The sequence below is a fragment of the Streptomyces sp. NPDC048484 genome (assembly GCF_040651415.1).
GTDB lineage: Bacteria > Actinomycetota > Actinomycetes > Streptomycetales > Streptomycetaceae > Streptomyces.
Genome location: NZ_JBEZJY010000012.1, coordinates 112991 through 132330 on the forward strand (window position 1 = coordinate 112991; position 19340 = coordinate 132330).

Below are 19340 nucleotides of genomic sequence, written 5' to 3' on the forward strand. Positions count from 1 at the left end.
GGCAGGCCTTAATCGTAGTGGGGATCACGAGCCCGCCGAGACTGCGCCCTTTTGGTTAGGTAATCCTTACCTTAGTATTACGTGCGGTTCTCCGGCTCAGCCGGTTCCGCACACTCTGGAGGCGCGGTCAGCTGTGTCCGGTTTCGAAGCGCGTGTGTCCGGTATCGACGACGGTGACGTGGCGGCGTACTGGCGTCGACGGCTCGACCCCCTTCCGCAGGAGTCGGTCCTTCCTGTCGACTTCCCGTACCCGCCGGCGCCCGGCGGAGAGACGCGCACGATCAGCCGCACGCTGGGCGCGACGGGCGATGAGGCCACCCTCCTGTCCGCTTTCGTGGCGCTGCTGCACCGCTACGGCGGCGCGCACGACATCACCGTCGGGTATGGCGGGCTGCCGGTCCGGGTGGCTCTCGACGGCGGAACCGAGTTCGCCGAACTGGTCCGGCGGGTGTCCGCGGCGTGCGAGGCGGCCGCCGCCCATCGCGTCGAACTGTCCACGCTGGTCGCCCAGATGAGGCCGGTAACCACCCGGGGCGGCGGGCTGCTGTTCAACACGGCCTTCGGGCCGGCACCCGACAGCGCGTCCGACAGCGCGTCCGGCAGCGCACCTGACAGCGTGTCGGACAGCGCACCTGACAGCTTGTCGGACGGTGGGCCGGACGGCGGCTCGCTCGACCTCGTACTCGAAGTCCGTGCCGGTGCGGTACGGGTGACGTACCGGCAGGACCTGTTCCGGGCCGAGACCGCCCACCGGGCCGCGGGCCACTACGCCACCCTGCTGGCCGACGGGCTCGCCCGGCCGCACACCCCTGTCGGTGAACTGCACCTCCTGGACGCAAAGGAGCGTCACCGCGTCCTGGCGGAGTGGAACGACACCGACCACGGCATTCCCCTGCGGACCTGGCCGGAGATGTTCGCCGAGCAGGTCCGGCAGCGGCCCGACGAGATCGCGCTGGTCTTCGAGGACACCCGGCTGACCTACGCCGAACTGGACGAACGCGCCAACCGGCTGGCCCACGCCCTCGTCGCACGCGGTGCGGGACCCGAACGCGTGGTGGCCCTCGCGGTGCCCCGCTCGGCCGAACTGATCGTCGCCGAGGTCGCCGTGCTGAAGTCCGGCGCCGCCTACCTGCCGGTGGACACCGACTACCCGGCCGACCGCATCTCCTACATGCTGGCCGACGCGCGACCAGCCTGCCTGCTCACCACCGCCGAGGCCGCGGAGGACATCCCGCCGTGCGAGGGCATGGACATGGTGGTGCTGGACGCGCCCGAGACCGTACGGGAGATGGCGGAGCGTCAGCCCGCATCGCCCGGCCTCGGCGCCCTCTCCGTCGACAACGCCGCCTACGTCATCTACACCTCCGGCTCCACCGGCCGCCCCAAGGGCGTGGTGCTCTCCCACGCGGGCGTCGCCAAGCTGGTCGCCACGCAGACCGAGCGGTTCGGCATCGGACCGCACAGCCGGGTCCTCCAGTTCGCCTCGCCGAGCTTCGACGTGGCCTTCTGGGACCTGTGTCTCGGACTGCTCTCCGGCGGCCGGCTCGTCGTCGTACCGGCCGAGTTGCGGGTGCCCGGCGCACCGCTCGCCGACTACGCCCACGCCAACGGCATCACCTTCATGATCCTCCCGCCGGCGCTGCTCGCCGCGATGCCCGAGGACGTCACGCTGCCGCCCGCCACCCTGCTCGCCGGCACCGAGCGGGTCTCGCCCGAACTGGTCGGCCGGTACGCCCGCGGCCGGATGATGTTCAACGCGTACGGCCCCACCGAGGCGACCACCAACTCCACCCTCGGCCTGTGCGACCCCGACACCCCGGCCGGCACGATCGTGCCGATCGGCATCCCCGACCCCGGTACCCGGGCCTACGTGCTCGACGCCCGGCTCCAGCCCGTACCGGCCGGTGTCCCGGGCGAGTTGTATCTCGGCGGAGCCGGTCTCGCCCGCGGCTACCTGGGGCGGCCCGGCCTGACGGCCGAGCGGTTCGTCGCCGACCCGTTCGGCGCGCCCGGCGAGCGGTTGTACCGCACCGGCGATCTGGTGCGCTGGAAGGCCGACGGCAGGCTGGAGTTCCTCGGCCGCGCCGACTCGCAGGTGAAGATCCGCGGCTTCCGTATCGAACCCGGCGAGATCGAGTCCGTGCTGCGCGCCCACCCGGCCGTGGAGCAGGCCGCGGTCCTGGTCCGCGAGGACCGGCCCGGGGACCGCAGGCTCGCCGCCTACGTCGTTCCCTCGCTGGACGCGGACCGGGACTTCGGTGAGCAGGTCCAGGAGTGGAAGGACCTGCACGAACTGCTCTACGCGGCAGCCGGATCCGAAGGCCGGCGGGACGAGACGGCGGGCTCGGACGACAGCTCCGCGGGCTTCCGGGAGAACTTCGCCGGCTGGAACAGCATGTACGACGGGCTGCCCATCCCCGTCGCGGAGATGCGGGAGTGGCGCGAGGCGACCCTCGCCCGCATCGAGGAGTTCGCGCCGCGCCGGGTGCTGGAGATCGGCGTCGGCAGCGGCCTGGTCCTCTCCCGGATCGCCCCCGGCTGCGAGACGTACTGGGGCACCGACCTCTCCGAGCAGGCGGTACGGGCCCTGCGCGCCCAGGTCGACACGGTGCCGGAACTGGCGGGCCGCGTGCAGCTGAGCGCCCGGCCCGCCCACGACACCACCGGCCTGCCCCGCGCCTACTTCGACACGGTCGTCCTCAACTCGGTCGCCCAGTACTTCCCCGGCGCCGACTACCTCACCGATGTCATCGGCGGCGCCGCCGAGCTGCTGGCCCCCGGGGGGCGGCTGTTCGTCGGCGATGTGCGCAACGCCCGTCTGCTGCGCTGTCTGCGGGCCGCCGTGGAGACGCGTCGGGCGGCCGACCCCGGGGACAAGCAGGCCCTGCGGGCCGCCGTGGAGCGGTCGGTCGCCTGGGAGGGCGAACTGCTGCTCGACCCCGACTACTTCGCGGCCCTCGACGGCTTCGACGTCGACATCCGTGTCAAGCGGGGCAGCCATCACAACGAGCTGACCCGCTACCGCTACGACGTGGTGCTGCGCAAGCGGACGCAGCCGCCGGTACCGCTCGACGAGTCGCCGTCGGGCGGCGAGGAGACGTTGTCGGGTGGTGATCCGGCGTCGGTCGACGGCGACGAGGTCGCGTGGGCGGACCTGAGCGGCGGGGGCGAACCTGCGGTCGGTCCTCGCGGGCTGGACGCCCTCGATATCCTGCTCGCCAGTCGTCCGGCCCTCCCCGCCGGGTGCGCGGCCCCGCTCCGGGTCACCGGTCTGCCCAACGCCCGCCTCGCCGAGGACCTGGCAGCGCTGTCCGTCCTCGACGACAGCAGCCGCACCGCGGCTCCGGCCGACGCGGCGGCCCCGGACCCGGACGCCCTTCACGCTCTCGCCGCCCGGCACGGGCTGAAGGCAGCCGTCACCTGGAACGGGGTCGCCGACGACGGCAGCCTCGACGTGGTCTTCGGCTCGGGCGACGCCGTGCACGGAGCGTCGGGCCGGTTGTACCGCCCGTCCGGAGCCGTCCCGCACGCCAACCGCCCCGCGCCCTTCCGTGATGTGAACTCCCTGATGAAGGCCCTGCGTTCGTACGCGGCCGATCAGCTCCCGGAGTACATGGTCCCGTCCGCCGTCGTCCCCCTGGACCGCCTGCCGGTGACGCCCAGCGGCAAGCTCGACGGCGCCGCGCTCCCGGTGCCCGACTACGGGGCCCTCAGCTCCGGCCGGCCGCCGCGTGACGCCCGTGAGGAAGTGCTCTGCGCGGCCTACGCCGAGGTGCTCGGCCTCCGGGCGGCAACGATCGACGACGACTTCTTCGCCCTCGGCGGCGACAGCATCACCGCCATCCACCTGCTCATCCACGCCCGCCGAGCCGGGTTGCGGCTCAGCTCCCGCGATGTCTTCCGGCACCGGACGGTCGCGGCCCTCGCCCAGGCCGCAGGCGTGCGGACCGACGCGGAAACCGGCAAGGGGGGCGTCGGTGCGGAGGCACCGCTCGTGCGGGTCACCGAGGCCGAACTCGCCGAGCTCCAGAGCGAGTACCCGGTGACAGTGCGGGAACTGCTGCCGCTGAGCCCTCTCCAGGAAGGCTTCTACTTCCACTCCCTCGTCGACGGCGCCGACCGCGACGCCTATGTGGTCCAGCAGGCACTCGAACTGTCCGGTCCGGTCGACGCCGAGGTACTGCGCCGGGCCGCCCAGCGCGTTCTCGACCGGCACGCCCCGCTGCGGGCCTGCTTCCGCCCGCTCCCCGACGGGCGCCCCGTGCAGATCATCGCCGAGGGGCTTGAGCTGCCCTGGCGCGAGGTGGATCTCTCGGCGGAGGCGTATCTCCCGACGGAGACCGGCCGGGCCGCCGACGCCGAGGACCGCCTGCGGCTCGCCGCCGACGCGGTCGCCGCCGAAGAGCGCGCCCGCCACTTCGACCTCGCTCGGCCGCCCCTGATGCGCTGCGCGTTCGTACGGCTCGGCGAGAACCTGGGCCGACTGCTTCTGACGTTCCATCACAGCATCGCCGACGGCTGGTCGTTGCCGGTCCTGCACCGGGAACTGCTGGCCAACTACGGTGCGAGGCCCGCCCAGTTGCCCGAGGTCGCCCCGTACCGCACGTACCTGCGTGGCCTGGCCGCCGCCGACCGTGACGCGGCGCGCGAGACGTGGCGCGACGCGCTCGCCGGGATCGAGGAGCCCACCCGCCTGGTCGAGGCCCCCGCCGACGGCACACCGATCACGCCCGCCCAGGTCCGCGTCGAGCTGTCCGAGCAGGTCACCGCCCGCCTGTCGGCGCGCGCCCGCGAGCTGGGAGTGACGCTGGGAACGGTCGTCCAAAGTGCCTGGGGTCTGCTGATCGGACGGCTGACCGGCCGCCAGGACGTGGTGTTCGGCACCACCGTCTCCGGCCGGGACGCCGAGGTCGAAGGCATCGAGTCCATGGTCGGGCTGTTCATCAACACCCTCCCCACCCGCTTCCGTTGGGAGCCCGCGGACACCCTCGTCGGCCTCCTCGGACGGCTCCAGGACGAGCAGGCCGCACTGCTGGACCACCAGCACCTCGGTCTCGCCGAGATCCAGCGTGTCGCCGGACTCGCGGGCAGCGGCGAACTGTTCGACACCCTGGTCGTCTTCGAGAACTACCCAGCCGCGGACGGCCTCTCCGACCCCTCCGGCCGGGTCCGGGTCACGGGCCACGAGTTCCACGACGCCGTCCACTACCCGCTCGCCCTGATCGTGAAGCCGGGCCGCCGTCTCGACCTGCGTCTGAAGCACCACGCCCAGCGGCTCGACGCCGAGGCCGTGCGCCGCCTCGCCGACCGGCTCACCCGGATCCTGCACGCCCTGGCCGCTGACCCCGGGCAGCCGGTCGCCGCCCTGGAACTGCTCTCGCCGGCCGAGCTGTCCCAGGCCCACCCGGCCGGCGAACGGCGGGAGGTGCCCGACACCACCCTGGCCGCGGCCTTCGAGGCCCAGGCCGCCCGCACCCCGAGTGCCACAGCGGTCGTGTACGAGGACGAAACCCTCACCTATGAGGAACTCGACGCCCGTGCCGCCGAGTTGGCGCGACGCATCCGTACCAGGGGCGCCGGTCCCGGTGTCATCGTCGCGGTCGCCGTACCGCGCTCGGCCGCCCTCATGATCGCGCTGCTCGGTGTGCTGAAGTCCGGCGCCGCCTACCTGCCGGTCGACGTGGACTACCCCGCCGACCGGGTGGCCCACATGCTCACCGACTCGGGAGCGACGACGGTCGTCACCACCTCCGACACCGCTCACCGGCTGCCCGAGGTCCCGGGCCTCGCGCACCTCCTGGTGGACGCGGCGACGGACGACCAGCCCGAAGCCGCCCGCGCTCCTGAAGGCACCCGTGCTCCCGAAGCGGCCCCCGACGACCCCGCGTACCTGATCTACACCTCCGGTTCCACCGGGCGGCCCAAGGGCGTCCTCGTCACCCACCGGGCCGTCGTCAACCGGCTGACCTGGATGCAGGGCGAGTACGGACTGGCCGCCGACGACCGGGTGCTGCAGAAGACCCCAGCCGGCTTCGACGTCAGTGTCTGGGAGTTCTTCTGGGCGCTGTGCGAGGGAGCCGCCGTCGTGCTCGCCCGCCCGGACGGACACCGCGACCCGGCGTACCTCGCCGAGCTGATCCGTGAACAGGGCGTCACCACCCTGCACTTCGTGCCGTCGATGCTCGAAGCCTTCCTGCAGTCCGAGGAGATCACCGACGATCCCGGGTGGGCCGGTTCCCTGCGGCGCGTCTTCAGCAGCGGCGAGGCGCTGCCCACCGCCGCGTCGGCCCGCTGGCGGGACCTCACCGGGGTGCCGCTGCACAACCTGTACGGCCCCACCGAGGCCGCCGTCGACGTCACGTACCACCCGTACGACAACGCGCCCGGTACCACCGTGCCCATCGGCCGGCCGGTGTGGAACACCGTCCTGCGCGTCCTGGACTCCTGCCTGCGCCCGGTGCCCTCAGGGGTGCCCGGCGAGCTGTACCTGACCGGCGTCCAACTGGCCCGCGGCTATCACGCGCGGCCCGGCCTGACCGCCGAGCGGTTCGTCGCCGACCCGTTCGGCGGGCCCGGCGCACGCATGTACCGCACGGGCGACCTCGTACGCCGTCGCGCCGACGGGGTCGTCGAGTACCTGGGCCGCACCGACCGCCAGGTCAAGATCCGTGGCAACCGGATCGAACTCGGCGAGATCGAGGCCGCGTTGGTCCGGCAGGCCTCCGTCGCGCAGGCAGCCGTCACCGTCACGGGCGGCGCGCTGGTCGCGTATGTCGTCCCCGCACGCGACGCGCACCCGGAGCCCGCCGAACTCCAGGCCGCGCTGGGCGAGTCGCTGCCCGCCCCCATGGTGCCCGGCGCGTATGTCGTCCTGGGATCCCTTCCGTTGACCCCCAGCGGCAAGCTCGACCGGGCCGCGCTGCCCGCTCCGCAGGCGGTACGCGCCGAGGTGCGCGCGCCTCGCGACGAGCGTGAGCGCGCGCTCACCGGGATCTTCGCCGCCGTGCTGAAGCTCGACGAGGTCGGCATCGACGACGACTTCTTCATGCTCGGCGGCGACAGCATCACCTCGATCGGAGTCTCCAGCCGCGCCCGACGGGCCGGCCTGGACCTCAACCCCCGCGACGTCTTCGAGCACCGCACCCCCGCGGCCCTGGCCGCAGCGGCCACTACGGTCGTCGAGGCCCGCGCCCCGCGCTCCGACTTCGCCCTCACCGCCGAGGAGACCGAACGCGTCCACCGCCTCAGCCCGGGCCCGGTGGACGACATCTGGCCGCTTGCCCCGCTCCAGGAAGGCCTGTTCTTCCACTCCACGTACGACGAGGGCACCCTGGACGTCTACACCGTCCACGAGTCCTTCGACCTCGCCACCCCGCTCGACACGGACCGGCTCCGCACCGCCGTACGGGTGCTGCTGGAACGTACCCCCAGCCTGCGCGCCGGGTTCACCAGTGAAGGCCTGCGCCAGCCGGTGCAGTTCATCGTCCGCGACCCCGAGATCCCACTCGAAGAGGTCGACCTCTCCGCACTGTCCACAGCGGAACAGGACGCCAGAATAAGGGAGTTGACGGACGCCGAGCGGTCCCGTCGCTTCGATCTGACCCGGCCGCTGCTCTTCCGGATCCTGGTCATTCGGCTCGGTGAGGATCGCGGCGACCGACTGGTCGTCGGCCGGCATCTGCTCCTGTGGGACGGCTGGTCCGCGTGGCTCTTCCTGGACCAGTTCTTCGCCCTGTACGAGTCCGGCGGCGACCCGGGCGGCCTCGTCGCGCCCGGCTCCTACCGCGACTACCTGACCTGGCTGGAGGTCCAGGACACCGCCGTCGCCACCGCCGCCTGGCGCACCGCCCTCGCCGGACTGGACGAGCCCACCCTGCTCGCCGCCGCCGACCAGGGCCTGGAGCCGGACATCCCGGAGAGCCTCGACGCCTTCGTCCCGGACGAGGTGGGGATCCGGCTGCGTAACATCGGCCGCCGGTACGGACTGACCCTCAACACCGTGCTCAACGCCGCCTGGGGCCTGACCCTGGCGACCGCGACCGGCCGTACCGACGTCGTCTTCGGCACCACCGTCGCGGGCCGGCCGAGCGAGGTGCCGGAGATCGAGAACGTCATCGGCATGTTCCTCAACACCGTCCCCGCCCGCATCGCCTACGACCCGGCCGAGCCCGTGCTCGCACTGCTGCGCCGCGTCCAGGGCGAACGGCTGGCCGTCATGCCGTACGAGTACCTGGGCCTCGGTGTGCTCCAGGCCGAGACCGGGCACAGGCGGCTCTTCGACACCCTCTTCGTGCTGCGCAACAGCGACACCGAGGAGCGGCTGGCCGAACTGAGCGACCGGCACGGGGCCACCGCCGTCGCCAACGTCGACGCCACGCACTATCCCGTCAACCTCGTCGTCACGCCGGGACGCAGCATCCAGGTCACCCTGACCCACCGGGCCGATGTCATCGCGCGCCCACAGGCCCAGGAACTGCTCGACCGGTTCACCCTGCTCCTGGACCGGCTCACCCATGACCTCGACGCCCCCGTGGGACGCCTGGACCCGCGACTGCCGACCGAACAGGCCGGGTTGGAGCGCGCGCTGGCGGCCGGCCGGGTGCCCGAACCCGAGGACACCATCGCGGACCTGCTGGCCGACCAGGCCGCCGCCACGCCCGACACCACCGCGCTGGTCTTCGGCGACGAGACCCTCACGTACGCCGAACTCGACGCCCGCATCAACCGCATGGCACACCTGCTGCTCGACCGCGGCGCCGCGCCCGAGCGGGTCGTCGCGCTCGGGCTGCCCCGCTCCCTCGACATGGTCGTGGCGCTCTTCGCAGTCCTGCGCACCGGCGCCGCCTACCTGCCCCTGGAGCTGGACCACCCCGACGACCGGCTCGTGGCGATGCTCCAGGACGCCCGGCCCACGCTGCTGCTGTCGAACGCGGCCGTCTCCGCACGGCTGGCGGCGGCCGACACGCCCCGCGCCCTGCTGGACGACCCGGCGGTCGAGGCCGAACTGGACTCACTACCAGGGCACTTGGAGAGGCGGGTCTTCAGCCTGGAGCACCCCGCGTACGTCATCTACACGTCCGGGTCCACCGGCCGACCCAAGGGTGTCGTCACGCCCTACCGCGGCTTGACCAACATGCAGCTCAACCACCAGCGGGAGATCTTCGAACCGGCCATCGCCTCGGCGGGCGGGCGCGGACTGCGCATCGCGCACACGGTGTCCTTCGCCTTCGACATGTCCTGGGAAGAACTGCTGTGGCTCGTCGAGGGCCATGAGGTGCACATCTGCGACGAGGAGCTGCGGCGCGACGCCGAGGCGCTGGTCGCGTACTGCGAGACCCACCGCGTCGACGTGATCAACGTGACGCCCACCTACGCCCATCTGCTCATCGAGCAGGGCCTGTTGGAGGGCCACCGGCCGCCGCTCGTGCTGCTCGGCGGCGAGGCCGTGTCGGAGACGGTGTGGAACCGGCTCCGCGACACCGAGGGCACGTACGGCTACAACCTCTACGGGCCGACCGAATACACCATCAACACCCTCGGTGGCGGCACCCTCGACAGCGCCACACCGACCGTGGGGCGTCCGATCCGCGGCACCCGCGCCCACATCCTGGACGCCTGGCTGCGCCCGGTGCCCGAGGGCGTGCCCGGCGAGCTGTACATCGCGGGCATCGGCCTGGCCCGCGGCTATCTGGACCGGCCGGGCCTGACCGCCGAGCGGTTCGTCGCCGACCCCTTCGGTGAACCCGGCGAGCGCATGTACCGCACCGGTGACCTGGTGCGCCGCCGCCCCGACGGCAACCTCGACTTCCTCGGCCGCACCGACGACCAGGTCAAGATCCGCGGCTACCGCGTGGAGCTGGGTGAGATCGAGACCGCCCTCTCCCGGCACCCGCAGGTCGCGCACGCCGCCGTCGTCGTCCGCGACGAACGGCTCGTCGGTTACGTCGTCCCGGCCCCGCTCACCGGCGACGACCGCGACGGCGCCGAGCGCGAGCAGGTCGGCGAGTGGCAGGAGATCTACTCCGACGAGTACGAGGAGATCAGCACCGCCGTCTTCACCGAGGACTACGCGGGCTGGGACTCCTCGTACGACGGCCTGCCCATCCCCTTCGAGGAGATGCGGGAATGGCGCGAGGCCACCGTCGAGCGGATCCGCTCGCTGCGCCCGCGCCGCGTCCTGGAGATCGGCGTCGGCTCCGGCCTGCTGCTGTCCAGGCTCGCGCCGGAGGCGAAGGCATACTGGGCGACCGACTTCGCCGCCCCCGTCATCCGCAAGATCGGCGAGGAGCTGCGCCAGGACCCGGAGCTGGCCGCGCGCGTCATGCTGCGTGCCCAGCCCGCCGACGACCTGACCGGCCTGCCCGCCGACGGCTACTTCGACACCATCGTCATCAACTCGGTCATCCAGTACTTCCCGAGCATCGACTACCTGACGTCGGTGATCCAGGGAGCGATGGAGCTCCTGGCCCCGGGCGGCGCGCTGTTCGTCGGCGACGTACGCAACCTGCGCCTGGCCCGGACCTTCCAGACGGAGATCCAGCAGGCCAGGGGAGTCACGGGGGAGGGCCTTGAGCGAGCCGTCGAACGCGGTCTGCGCCTGGAGAAGGAACTCCTCGTCGACCCCGACTACTTCACCACCCTCGGCCACCGTGTCGACCTGCGCACCAAGCGCGCCCGTCACCACAACGAGCTGAGCCGCCACCGCTACGACGCCGTCCTGTACGCCGGTGAGGCGGACGTCGCCCTGGAGCGGGTCCCGTCGGTCGGCTTCACCAGGGATCTCGACCTGGTGGATCTCGTCCGTGCGGTCACCCCGCTGCGGTTCACCGGCATTCCCGACGCCCGCGTCGGGGCCGCCCAGGGAGTGGACCCTCAGACGCTGCACGACCTCGGCGCCGAACTCGGCCGGCGCGTCCTGACCACCTGGTCCCGCGAACCCGGCACGTACGACGCCGTGTTCATCCCCGGCACCGGCGCGGACACCGAGACCGGCACCGGCACGGACGCTGAGACCGGCGCCCGCATCGGTTCCGGTGAGGGGCCCGGTCGCACCGCCGGGCTGTATCTCCCGGGTGGCGGCGAGGCCCCGTACGCCAACGAGCCCACCGCGGCGCGCGGCGCGAACAGTCTGGTCCGGCGCCTGCGCGACGACCTCAAGCAGCACCTGCCCGACTACATGGTCCCGGCCGCGTTCGTCACGCTCGACCGGCTGCCCATGAACGACAACGGCAAGCTGGACGTGCGCGCCCTGCCCGACGCCGAGCCTGCCGTCGCCCTCGGCAGGGGCCGCGGACCGCGCACTCCACAGGAAGAGGTGCTCTGCCGGCTCTTCGCCGAGGTGCTGGGCCTGCCCGAAGTCGGCGCCGAGGACGGCTTCTTCGACCTGGGCGGCCACTCGCTGCTCGCCACGCGGCTGATCAGCAGGGCCCGCACGGAACTGGGTGCCGAGCTGGCGATCCGTGACCTCTTCGAGGCACCGACGGCCGAACTGCTCGCCGCACGGGCCGACACCGGGCGCCCTGTCCGCCCGGCCGTCACCCCCGCCGAACGGCCCGACCGCATCCCGCTCTCGCCGGCCCAGCGCCGGCTGTGGCTGGTCGAACGGATCACCGGCAGCGGTGTCGCGTACAACTTCCCGCTGGTCTTCCGGCTCCGCGGGGAACTCGATTCCGACGCGCTGCGGTCCGCCCTGCGCGACGTGGCGGGGCGGCACGAGGCGCTGCGCACGGTGTTCCACGAGCACGACGGAGAGCCGTACCAGCGGATCGTTCCGGCCGCCGAGGCCGCGCCCGGGTTCACCGTGACGGACTGCGCCGAGGAGGCCCTGGCCGCGCTGATCGAGTCGGCGCAGCGCCGCCCCTTCGACCTGGCACATGAACTCCCGCTGCGCTGCGAGGTGTTCCGGGTCGGTCCGGCCGACCAGGTGGTGGCCGTCGTACTGCACCACATCACCACCGACGAATGGTCCGACCGGCCGTTTCTGACCGATCTGAACACCGCGTACGCGGCGCGGACCGCGGGCCAGGAACCCGGCTGGGCCCCGCTGCCCGTCCAGTACGCCGACCACACCCTCTGGCAGGACAACCTGCTCGGCCGGCTCGGTGAGCAGCAACGCGACTACTGGGCAGAAGTGTTGAGCGACCTGCCCGACGAGCTGCCGCTGCCCCTCGATCGCCCCCGCCCGGACACACCGACCGGACAGGGCGGCAAGGTCCGCCTCGAACTGCCCGACGGCACCGGCCGGGCGCTGCGCGACCTGTCCACCGCCGGCGGCACCAGCATGTTCATGCTGTTCCAGGCCGCCACCGCCGCGCTTCTGCACCGGCTCGGCTCGGGCGACGACATCCCGCTCGGCGCGCCCATCGCGGGCCGTACGGACGACGCGCTCGACGACCTGGTCGGATTCTTCGTCAACACCCTCGTGCTGCGCACCGACCTGTCCGGTGAGCCCACCTTCCGTGAACTCCTGGGCCGGGTACGGGAATCGGCCCTGGAGGCGTTCGAGCACCAGGACCTGCCCTTCGACCAGGTGGTCGAGGCGATCAACCCGCCGCGCGTGGCGGGCCGCAATCCGCTCTTCCAGGTCATGCTCGGGTACCACTACCGGCCGGACGGCGACCCCGACGTGCTCGGCATGTCCACCGAGTGGTTCGACATGGACACCGGCATGGCCAAGTTCGACCTCCACTTCACCTTCGTGGACGAGGCGGACCGGCTGGTCCTGCTCCTGGAGTACGCGGCCGACCTGTGCGACAGCGGCACGGCGGAACGCCTTGCCGGGCGCCTGGTCCGGCTGCTGGAACAGGTGGCGGCCGAACCCGACCTGCCGGTCGGGGCGTTGGACGTCCTGGAGGAGTCCGAGCGCAGGCTCGTGCTCTCGGACTGGAACGACACGGCTCACAACCTCGTGTCCACCACCCTCCCCGAACTGTTCCGTGCCCAGGTGGCCCGTACGCCCGACGCACTCGCCCTGGTATTCGGCGAACAGCGCCTGACCTACGCCGAGTTGGACGGGCGGGTGGAACACACCGCGCGGGTGCTTGCCGGTATGGGCGTGGGTCCGGAGCGCACTGTGGCCGTCGCGCTGCCGCGCTCGGCGGACCTCGTCGTCGCCCTGCTCGCGGTGCATCGCGCGGGCGGCGCCTATCTGCCGCTGGACTCCGACTACCCGCGGGATCGCCTCACGTTCATGCTGGAGGACGCCCGCCCGGTGTGCGTGATCCGCGACCGCCTGCCCGAGGGGGAGGAGGGCGAACTCCCCGGCGCGTACGACCCGTCGAGCCCCGCCTATGTGATCTACACCTCCGGTTCCACGGGCCGCCCCAAGGGTGTGGTCGTGCCGCAGGCGGGCATCGTCAACCGCCTGCTGTGGATGCAGGACACGTACGGACTGAACGGTGCGGACCGGGTGCTGCAGAAGACCCCGTCCAGCTTCGACGTCTCCGTGTGGGAGTTCTTCTGGCCGCTGATCACCGGGGCGGCTCTGGTGGTCGCCGGACCGGACGGGCACAAGGACCCCCGCTACCTTGCCGAACTCATCCAGCGGGAGGAAGTCACCACCGCGCACTTCGTGCCCTCGATGCTCCAACTGTTCCTGGAGGAACCGGCGGCCGCCCGGTGCACCGGCCTGCGCCGTGTGATGTGCAGCGGCGAAGCCCTGACCGGTCCGCTCGCGGACCGCTTCCACCGAACGCTCGCCCCCGTCGAACTGCACAACCTGTACGGGCCGACCGAGGCATCCGTCGACGTCACCGCCACCCAGGTGCGCCCCGGCGCCATGACGGTGCCCATCGGCCGGCCGGTGTGGAACACCCGCGTGTACGTCCTGGACGCCGCCCTGCGACCGGTACCGACGGGTGTGGCGGGTGAGCTGTACCTCGCGGGCGCCCAGCTCGCCCGTGGCTATCTCGACCGCGCCGGTCTGACCGCCGGGCGGTTCGTCGCCGATCTGTACGGCCGGCCCGGCGAGCGCATGTACCGCACGGGCGACCTGGCCCGCTGGACGTCCGACGGCCTGGTCGAGTACCTGGGGCGCACCGACGACCAGGTCAAGATCCGCGGCTTCCGAGTCGAACTCGGCGAGATCGAGGCCGTACTCGGACGGCACGGCACCGTCGCCCGGGCCGTCGTGGTTCCGCACGACCAGCGGCTCGTGGCGTATGTCGTCCCGGCGGTCGGACGTGCCACCGACAGTGCGGTACTGGGCCGCCATGCCGCGGCCGAACTGCCCGAGCACATGGTCCCCGCGGCCTTCGTGGCCCTGGACGCCCTGCCGCTCACCCCCAACGGCAAGCTCGACCGCAGGGCCCTGCCCGCCCCGGACTTCGCCGCCCGGACCACCGGCACCCTGCCGCGCACCCCGCGTGAGGAGATCCTCTGCGGTCTGTTCGCCGACGTCCTGGGCCTGGAACGGGTCGGTGTCCACGACGACTTCTTCGCCCTCGGTGGGCACTCGCTGGTCGCCATGCGGCTGGCCGGCCGCATCCGCACGGTGCTCGGCACCGAGGTGTCGCTGCGCACGGTGTTCGAGGCGCCCACGGTCGCCCGGCTCGCCGAGCGCCTCAGGGAAGGCACCGAGGGGGCCGGCGCCGGGCTGCCCGTCCTCGCGCCCGCGGACCGGCCCGAGCGGCTGCCGCTCTCCTTCGCCCAGCAGCGGCTGTGGGTGCTGTACCGGGTGGAGGGCCCCAGCCCCACGTACAACATCCCGCTCGCCTGGCGGCTCACCGGGCCACTCGACGCCGACGCGCTGGACCTCGCGGTCGACGACCTGGTCGCCCGCCACGAGCCGCTGCGGACCGTCTTCCCGGAGGAGGACGGGCGCGCGTACCAGCTGATCCTGGAACCGGCACAGGCCCGCATCGCCGTGCGGTCCGCCTCCGTGGCCGACGAGGAAGAGCTGGCCGAACGGCTCGCAGAGGCCGCCGGGTACGGCTTCGAGCTTGACCGGGAGGCGCCGCTGCGCGTGCACCTCTTCCGCACCGCCGAGGACGAGCACGTGCTGCTGCTCCTGCTCCACCACATCGCGGGCGACGAGTGGTCGGACCAGCCCCTCACCCGCGACCTGGCCGACGCCTACGAGGCACGCGCGGCGGGCCGGGCGCCCGAGCGGGCACCGCTGCCGGTCCAGTACGCCGACTACACCCTGTGGCAGCGGGCGGTGCTCGGCGACGAGAAGGACCCGGAAAGTCTGGTTTCCCGTCAACTCGCGTTCTGGAAGCAGGCGTTGGCGGGGCTCCCCGAGGAGCTGGGGCTGCCCGCCGACCGGCCGCGCCCGCTGGAGGCCGGCTACCGCGGTGGCGGGGTCGCCATGGCCCTGGACGCGGAGCTGGCGGCGGGGCTGCGCGAGCTGGCCCGGTCGGGCAACGTCAGTATGTTCATGATCGTCCAGGCGGCGGTGGCGGCGCTGCTGACCCGGCTGGGCGCCGGCACGGACATCCCGCTCGGCAGCCCCATCGCCGGGCGCACCGAAGAGGTGCTGGAGGACGTCGTCGGGTTCTTCCTCAACACCCTCGTGCTGCGCACCGACACCTCCGGCGATCCGGCGTTCCGCGAACTGCTCGCCCGGGTGCGGGAGACCGACCTGGCCGCCTTCGACCACCAGGACGTGCCGTTCGAGCGGGTGGTGGACGTGCTCAACCCCGCCCGGTCGTTGTCCCGGCACCCGCTGTTCCAGGTCATGGTCGTGTACCTCGCCGCCGGCAGCGAAGGGGACGTCCTCGCCGGACTCAAATCCCGGCGGGAGGAAGTCGGCGCCACAAGCGCCAAGTTCGACCTCTCCTTCGACTTCGTGGAACGCGACGGCGGTGACGGCGTCGACGGTGGCGGAGTCGACGGTGGCGGAGTCGACGGGGTGCTGGAGTACAGCACCGACCTCTTCGACCCCGCGACCGCCGAAGCGATCGCCGAACGGCTCGTGCGCCTTCTGCGGGCCGTGGTCGCCGCCCCCGACACCCCGATCAGCCGGATCGACATCCTCGGCGACGCGGAACGCCGCCGCGTCCTCACCGAGTGGAACGCGCGGCCCCTGCTCGCCGAACCGACCACCGTGCCGGCCCTCTTCGAACGGCAGGCCGCGCTCTCACCGGACGCACCAGCCATCGCGTCCGACGGCATCAGGCTGACGTTCGCCCAGCTCAACGCCAAGGTGAACCGGCTCGCCCGGCTGCTCGTCGCGCAGGGCGCAGGACCCGAACGCCTCGTGGCGCTGGCCCTGCCCCGCACCGCGCGGACCCTGCTGGCCGTCCTCGCGGTGCACAAGGCGGGCGCCGCCTACCTGCCGCTCGACCCGGACGCTCCGACCGGCCACCTGAGCGACACGCTCGTCGACGCCCGCCCGATCCTGACGCTCAGCACACGGCAGATCGCGCCGCTGCTGCCCGCGGGCGGTCCCCCGGTGCTGGAGCTGGACGCCCCGGCGACCGCGGAACTGCTCGCCGCCGAAGCCGCGAACGATCTCACCGACGCCGACCGCCTCGCGCCCCTGACCCCGCGCCACCCGGCGTACGTCATCTACACCTCCGGCTCCACCGGCCGCCCCAAGGGCGTCGTCATCACCCACGAGACGGTCGGCAACCTCTTCCACAGCCACCGCGAGACGCTGTACGCGCCGGCCAAGGCGGCCACCGGCCGACGTCATCTGCGCGTCGGGCACGCCTGGGCGTTCTCCTTCGACGCCTCCTGGCAGCCCCAGTTGTGGCTGCTGGACGGCCACTGTGTCCATGTCGTCTCCGACGAGACCCGCCGCGACCCGGACCTCCTCTCCGCGGCCGTCGTCGAGCACGGCTTCGACTTCCTGGAGGTCACACCGTCGTTCTTCGCGCAGATGGCGGACACGGGGCTCGTACGCGAAGACGGCAGCAGCCCCCTCGCGGTCGTCGGCGTGGGCGGCGAGGCCGTGCCGGGCGCACTGTGGGAGCGGCTCGGACGGCTGAACGGCACCGAGGCGTTCAACCTGTACGGGCCGACCGAGTCCACTGTCGACGCGCTCGTGGCACGGGTGCGCGACAGCGACCGGCCCCTCGTCGGCCGCCCCGTCGCGGGCACCCGTGCGTACGTCCTCGACGACCGGCTGCAGCCCGTACCGCCCGGCGTGACCGGCGAGCTGTACCTGGCCGGCGGCGGCCTCGCCCGCGGCTACCTGGGCCGCCCCGCCCTGACCGCCGAGCGCTTCGTCGCCGACCCGTTCGGCGGGCCCGGCTCCCGGCTCTACCGGACCGGCGACCTGGCCCGCTGGACGGCCGACGGATACCTCGACTACCTGGGCCGGGCCGACGACCAGGTCAAGATCCGCGGCTTCCGCATCGAACCCGGCGAGATCGAGTCCGCCCTGACCGCCCACATGGACGTCGCGCAGAGCGTGGTGACGGTACGTCAGGAAGGCGCGCGGAACCTGCTCGTGGCGTACGTGGTCCCCGTGCCCGGAGCGCTGCCCGACGCCGGACGGCTGCGCGCCCACGTCGGCGTGCGTCTGCCCGACCACATGGTCCCGGCCGCCGTGGTCCTCCTGGACCGCCTGCCGGAGCTGGCCAACGGCAAACTGGACCGGGCCGCCCTGCCCGCCCCGGACTTCTCCGCGCTCTCCACCGGCCGGGCTCCCGGCACCGAGCTGGAAAAGGCCCTGTGCGCCGTGTTCGCCGGCGTACTCGGCCTGGACGAGGTCGGCGTCGACGACGACTTCTTCGCCCTCGGCGGCGACAGCATCATGGCCATGCAGCTCGTCAGCAGGGCCCGCGCGGCGGACGTGCGGATCACGCCGCGCCTGGTGCTCCGGCACCGTACGGTCGCCGGGCTCGCCGAAGTGGCGACCAGCACCGGAGCCGCCGACGCCCGTCCGGCAGCCGACGACGGAACCGGCGTCGTGCCCCTCACCCCGGTCATGCACTGGCTGCGAGAACTGGGCGGCCCGTCCAAGGGCTACCACCAGGCGGCCCTGGTCCGGACGCCCGCCGCGCTGGACCGGCCGAAGCTCACAGCGGTGCTGCAGGCGCTCGCGGACCGGCACGCCATGCTGCGCGGCACGCTGATCCGCCGCGACGACGGCGACGGCGACGGCGACGGCGGTGACGGTGCCTACGGCGACGACGCCGGGAACTGGAGCATCGCGGTGCCGCCCGTCGGCGCGGTGGACGCCGGGACCTGGATCGAGCGGGTCGACGTCGCCGGACTGGACGACGAGGCGCTGCGGACGGCCGTCGCCGACGGCGCCCACGCCGCCCGCGCGGCGCTCGACCCCGACGCCGGTGTCATGGTGCGGGCCGTGTGGTTCGACGCGGGCGCCGAACCCGGCAGGCTGCTCCTGATGGCGCACCACCTCGTGACCGACGGTGTGTCCTGGCGCATCCTGCTGCCGGACCTGGAGACCGCCTGGCGGGCCGTAGACGCGGGGCGCCCCGTGCGGCTTCCGCCCGTCGACACGTCCTTCCGTACCTGGTCGCGCAGGCTCGAAGAGCTGGCCAAGGACCCGGCCCGGGAGGCTGAACTCCCGTTCTGGAGCGGGTTGTTGCAAGGCGCGGCACCCTTGCCGCTGAACAGCCCGCTCGACCCGGTCCGCGACACCGTCGGCACCGTGCGGCGGCTGGAGCTGCGGCTGCCCGCCGAGCACACCGGCCCGCTGCTGTCCGCGGTGCCCGCCGCCTTCGCCGCGAACGTCAACGACGTCCTGCTCACCGGCCTCGGACTCGCCGTGGCCGACTGGCGGCGGCGTCATGACAGCGGCCCCGGAGGACCGGTCCTGGTCGACCTGGAGGGTCACGGCCGCGACGAGGAGGTGGCGGGGGACGTTGATCTGTCCCGTACGGTCGGCTGGTTCACCAGCGTCTTCCCCGTCCTCCTGGATCCCGGTCCCGTCGATCTGGACGCGGCGCTTGAGGGCGGCCCGGCCATCGAGGAGGCACTCGACCGGACCCGGCGGCACCTCGCCTCGCTGCCCGCGAACGGCGCCGGCTACGGCATGCTCCGCCATCTCAACCCCCGTACGGCGCCGGTACTCGCCGGTTTCGAGGCGCCGCCGATCGAGTTCAACTACCTCGGCCGCTTCGGCATCCCCGAGGCCACGGACTGGTCGTACGCCCCCGAGGAGGACGTCTCGGACATCGGCGCCGAGCCCGGCATGCGGGAGGGCCATGCGCTCGGCATCAACGTGGTGACCGAGGACCGCGCCGACGGCCCTGTCCTGGCCGCCCACTGGTCCTGGCCCGAGGCCGTCCTGGACGAGGAGGCGGTCCGCGACCTGGCGGAGTCCTGGTTCCGCGCACTGCGTGCGCTGGTCGCTCGGGCGGTATCCCGCGACTAGGTCCGCACTCGTTTCCAACGTCCCTGTCCAACGCCCGTGCAAGACAAGT

General features: G+C 72.7%; 1 protein-coding gene. It reads left to right on the forward strand.

What is annotated here, in order from left to right; genetic code table 11:
* Positions 1–154 precede the first annotated feature (154 nt).
* Positions 155–19291, forward strand: a complete 19137-nt coding sequence (locus AB0D14_RS14550; RefSeq protein ID WP_362778413.1) for an amino acid adenylation domain-containing protein — start codon at positions 155–157, stop codon at positions 19289–19291.
* The last annotated feature ends 49 nt before the right edge of the window (positions 19292–19340 follow it).